The sequence below is a fragment of the Streptomyces sp. RP5T genome, assembly GCF_003933965.1.
Classification (GTDB): domain Bacteria; phylum Actinomycetota; class Actinomycetes; order Streptomycetales; family Streptomycetaceae; genus Streptomyces.
Map to the genome: position 1 here is coordinate 1 of NZ_RSAJ01000661.1, position 4276 is coordinate 4276.

The 4276-nt window shown below is 71.7% G+C and carries 5 protein-coding genes and 5 tRNA genes; 4 read left to right on the forward strand and 6 right to left on the reverse strand.

The genetic code is table 11. The annotated features are described in order from the left end of the window. Position 1 precedes the first annotated feature (1 nt). Positions 2-286 carry a zf-TFIIB domain-containing protein gene (locus EHS43_RS38610; protein WP_125195251.1) on the forward strand — a complete coding sequence of 95 codons (285 nt, stop codon included), beginning with the start codon at positions 2-4 and terminating at the stop codon, positions 284-286. A gap of 49 nt (positions 287-335) precedes the next feature. Here the strand turns inward: EHS43_RS38610 and EHS43_RS38615 are convergent. The 5 genes from EHS43_RS38615 to EHS43_RS38635 all read right to left on the reverse strand — a co-directional run bounded on the left by EHS43_RS38615 (position 336) and on the right by EHS43_RS38635 (position 803). Next, a tRNA-Val gene (locus EHS43_RS38615) sits at positions 336-407 on the reverse strand. A gap of 31 nt (positions 408-438) precedes the next feature. Beyond that, positions 439-510: transfer RNA gene (locus EHS43_RS38620), tRNA-Val, on the reverse strand. A gap of 34 nt (positions 511-544) precedes the next feature. Next, a tRNA-Val gene (locus EHS43_RS38625) sits at positions 545-616 on the reverse strand. A 1-nt stretch (position 617) separates the two neighbouring features. Then, positions 618-691, reverse strand: a tRNA-Cys gene (locus tag EHS43_RS38630). Positions 692-730: 39 nt separating this feature from the next. Then, a tRNA-Gly gene (locus tag EHS43_RS38635) sits at positions 731-803 on the reverse strand. 178 nt (positions 804-981) lie between these two features. Here EHS43_RS38635 and EHS43_RS38640 point away from each other — a divergent pair. The 3 genes from EHS43_RS38640 to EHS43_RS38650 are packed head-to-tail and all read left to right on the forward strand — an operon-like array spanning position 982 to position 3723. Further along, positions 982-2028 carry a chorismate-binding protein gene (locus EHS43_RS38640; RefSeq protein WP_125195252.1) on the forward strand — a complete coding sequence of 349 codons (1047 nt, stop codon included), beginning with the start codon at positions 982-984 and terminating at the stop codon, positions 2026-2028. Further along, on the forward strand, positions 2025-2846 hold the full coding sequence (locus tag EHS43_RS38645) for an aminotransferase class IV (RefSeq protein WP_125195253.1): 822 nt from the start codon (positions 2025-2027) through the stop codon (positions 2844-2846). The genes EHS43_RS38640 and EHS43_RS38645 overlap by 4 nt, the downstream gene beginning before the upstream one ends. A gap of 49 nt (positions 2847-2895) precedes the next feature. Then, positions 2896-3723, forward strand: a complete 828-nt coding sequence (locus EHS43_RS38650) for an N-acetyltransferase (RefSeq protein ID WP_125195254.1) — start codon at positions 2896-2898, stop codon at positions 3721-3723. Between the two features lie 7 nt (positions 3724-3730). Here the strand turns inward: EHS43_RS38650 and EHS43_RS38655 are convergent, their stop codons facing one another. Further along, on the reverse strand, positions 3731-4252 hold the full coding sequence (locus tag EHS43_RS38655) for a DsbA family protein (protein WP_125195255.1): 522 nt from the start codon (positions 4250-4252) through the stop codon (positions 3731-3733). Positions 4253-4276: the final 24 nt, after the last annotated feature.

Below are 4276 nucleotides of genomic sequence, written 5' to 3' on the forward strand. Positions count from 1 at the left end.
GATGCACACGTACAACCGCAGCGGTGTCCAGATCGAGCAGTGCAGCGGCTGCCGCGGGATCTTTCTCGACTACGGCGAGCTGGAGGCGCTGACCCGGCTGGAGGGCCAGTACGGCGGCGGCCCCGTCGTTCCCCCGCCCCCGGCCGCCCCGCAGTACCCGGCCGCGCCCGGCGCACCGGCCTGGGGCGCCCCGCAGCACGGCGGCGGCCACTACGGCGGCCACGGCGGTCATCACGGCGGCCACCACCGCAACCGCGGTTTCGGCCACATGCTGTTCTCCAGCTGACGGAGCGAACGCGGAAGCCCCCGGCCGCAGGGCCGGGGGCTTCGGTGTGTGCGCGATACTGGGATTGAACCAGTGACCTCTTCCGTGTCAGGGAAGCGCTCTCCCGCTGAGCTAATCGCGCGGGAACCACGATCAGGATCGTGTGTACTGCGTGCGCGATACTGGGATTGAACCAGTGACCTCTTCCGTGTCAGGGAAGCGCTCTCCCGCTGAGCTAATCGCGCGGGTCAGACCTTCGATGATCTTCCGAAGATCCAGTGGACGATACTGGGATTGAACCAGTGACCTCTTCCGTGTCAGGGAAGCGCTCTCCCGCTGAGCTAATCGTCCTTGGAGGTGGAGACGGGATTTGAACCCGTGTAGACGGCTTTGCAGGCCGTTGCCTCGCCTCTCGGCCACTCCACCAGGAGTGCAGGGGCTCGGGAAGATCCCCTGATTCCATCGAGCGGACGACGAGGCTCGAACTCGCGACCTCAACCTTGGCAAGGTTGCGCTCTACCAACTGAGCTACGTCCGCTTGTCGTTTCGTTCCGCTCTCGCGGCCCGGCGACGAGTTGAACTCTAGCGGATTCCGGGGCCAGTACAAAAACGCGTTTGCGCAGCGTGCTGCGGTGCGCATGTCGACGTCCGTGGTCAGGGCGGCCGCAAGGACATGGCCAGGTCACCCGCAGGACACCCGCCATAGACTCGACGACGTGCTCGACCTCGCTCCTCTCGCCCGTTTCGGCGACCGCCTCGCCACCGGCCTCCTCGACGTCACCAGCGACCCCGCCGCGCTGGACTCCACCGGCTTCTGGGCCGTCGCCGCGGACTTCGAGGGCGGTGTGACCTGCGCGCGCTTCGCCGACGTACGCCACGAGCCGGTGCCCGCGCCGGTGCCGGGGGCCTGGCGGGGACCGGCGGCCGGTGACTGGACGTCGTCCCTGGACCGCGAGGCGTACACCGAGGGCGTACGGCGGATCCGCGCTCACATCGCCAGGGGCGAGGTCTACCAGGCCAACCTCTGCCGTGTCCTGACCGCGCCCCTGGAACCCGGCGCCGACGTGGACGCGCTCACCGCGCTGCTGGCGCGCGGCAACCCGGCGCCGTACGCAGGAACGATCCGGCTGCCGGGACACGGGGTGGAGATCGCCACCGCGTCCCCCGAACTGTTCCTGCGCAGGGCGGGCCGGGTCGTGGAGTCGGGGCCGATCAAGGGGACCGGGCGCACCGAGGCCGACCTGCTGGCCAAGGACTACGCCGAGAACGTGATGATCGTCGACCTGGTGCGCAACGACCTGGGCCGGGTGTGCGCCACGGGCAGCGTCACCGTTCCCGACCTGTGCGCCGTGGAGAAGCACCCCGGTCTCGTCCACCTCGTGTCGACCGTGCGGGGCGAACTGCGCGAGGGCGCGGGGTGGGCCGAGCTGTTCGGCGCCGCCTTCCCGCCCGGCTCGGTCACCGGCGCGCCCAAGTCCAGCGCTCTGCGGATCATCGACGCCCTGGAGACCGCGCCCCGGGGGCCGTACTGCGGCGGGATCGGCTGGGTCGACGCCGACCGGGGGACCGGAGAGCTGGCCGTCGGCATCCGCACCTTCTGGATCGACCGCGCCGAGGGCGTGCTGCGCTTCGGCACCGGGGCCGGCATCACCTGGGGGTCCGACCCCGAGGGGGAGTGGCGGGAGACCGAGCTGAAGGCGTCCCGGCTGCTCGCGGTAGCGTCGGGAACGTACGAGGTGAGCGGAGAGGGACTACAGACGTGAAGATCTGGCTCGACGGCGGGCTGCAGGACAACGAGACGGCCCGCGTCTCGGTCTTCGACCACGGGCTGACCGTGGGCGACGGCATTTTCGAGACCGTGAAGGCGGTGGACGGCCGTCCCTTCGCCCTCACCCGGCATCTCGACCGGCTGACGCTGTCCGCACGGGGCCTCGGGCTGCCCGACCCCGATCACGACGAGGTCCGCCGCGCCTGCGCCGCCGTACTGGAGGCGAACCCGATGCCGCTCGGGCGGCTGCGCATCACCTACACCGGCGGCCACGGCCCCCTCGGGTCGGACCGGGGCGAGCACGGTCCGACCCTGGTGGTCGCCCTCGGCGAGTCCGCCCCGCGGCCCGACTCCACGGCCGTGATCACCGTCCCGTGGACCCGCAACGAGCGGGGCGCTCTCACCGGGCTGAAGACCACCTCGTACGCCGAGAACGTCGTCGCGCTGGCACGCGCGCGTGAGGACGGTGCCTCGGAGGCGCTGTTCGCCAACACGGTCGGCCAGTTGTGCGAGGGCACCGGGTCCAACGTCTTCGTCGTCCTCGACGGCGAGATCCACACCCCGCCGCTCGCCTCCGGCTGCCTCGCGGGCATCACGCGCGCGTTGACCGTCGAGTGGACCGGGGCCAGGGAGACCGTCCTGCCGCTGGACGTCCTGGAGCGGGCCGACGAGATCTTCCTCACCTCCACCCTGCGGGACGTCCAGGGCGTCCACCGCGTCGACGCACGCGAACTGCCGGGCGCGCCCGGCCCGGTGACCGCCAAGGCCATGCGTGTCTTCCAGGAGCGGGCCGGGGACGACCTCGATCCGTGAAGCCGCCGATATTGGGCTGCACCGGCGCGCGGCAGCGGGTAGAACTCCGGTGATGACCACCACCCTGCGGCCGACCGAGCCGCTCCAGCGCGGGGCCGACGGGGCGCTGTCCCGCCACTACACGGTGTGCGTGAACAGCCGTCCCGTCGGGGCGATACACCTGGCGACCCATCCGTCCTTCGGGCCGGCCGTCGCCCAGATCCGGGACCTGCGGATCGACGAGCCGGACCGCAGGCGCGGCCGGGGCACGGTCGCCGCGCTCGCCGCCGAGGAGGTGGCGCGGGGCTGGGGCTGCGGGCAGCTGGAGATCAGGGTCCCGGCCGACGCCGAGCCCGCACTGCGGCTCGCCACCATGCTCGGATACGTCCACCGCAACCGCGGCATGGAGAAGCGGCTCGGCGCCACCGCGCCCGCCCTGCCCGCGGGCAGCAGGGGCAGGCCCATGACGCAGGCCGAGTTCGGGCAGTGGGCGGAGCGCGCCGTCGCGGAGTACACCCGGGACTGGAGCGAGCGAGGGGTGCCCGAGGCGCTGGCGCGGGCGAGGTCGGAGGCCGACAACAAGCAGCTGATGGAGCGCGGCCTCGCGACGGGCAGCGCGGTGTTCAGCGTGCTGGAGCACGACGGCGTCCGGGTCGGGATCCTGTGGCTGGAGTTCGTCGGGGACAAGGCCTTCGTCTACGACGTCGAGACCGAGGAGGCCTTCCGCGGCCGCGGGCACGGCCGGTCCCTGATGCTGCTGGCCGAGGCCCGGACGATCGACTCCGGCCGACGGGTCCTGGGCCTCAACGTCTTCGCGGGCAACACACCGGCCGAGCGGCTGTACGAGTCACTCGGATACGTGACGGTGGGTTACTCGATGTACAAGAGCCTGCTCTGAGGCCGGCTCACTCGTGCCCGGCGAGCAGCCGGTCGGCGATCTCCTCGATCCGCTCGCGCAGCCCCTCCTGGGACTTGCCGCCGTCCAGGCGCTCGCCGTCGATGACGTACGTCGGTGTCCCGCTCACGCCGATCGCCTTGCCCTCGGCCTGGTCGGCGTCCACGATCAGGATGTGCCGGCCGTCGATCAGCGCGGTGTCGAACTCCTCGGCGTCGAGGCCCAGTTCGCGGGCCAGCTCGACCAGGAACGGCTCCCCCGCGCGGCCCAGCTCCTCGACACGCCCCAGGAGCGCCTCGACGTACTCCCAGCCGCTGCCCTGCTCCAGGGCCTCCTCGGCGGCCTGCGCGGCGGCGAAGGCGTGCTTGTTCTTCTCCAGCGGGAAGTGCCGCAGCCGCAGCTCCAGACGGTCGCCGTAACGGGCACGCAGGGCCCGGACGTCGTCCAGCGCGTCACGGCAGTCCGGGCACTGCAGGTCGCACCAGACCTCGAGGACGGGTGCGGCGGAACGGGCGGGGGAGGGGTCGCTCATGGGCCCAGTCTCCCAGCTCCCGCC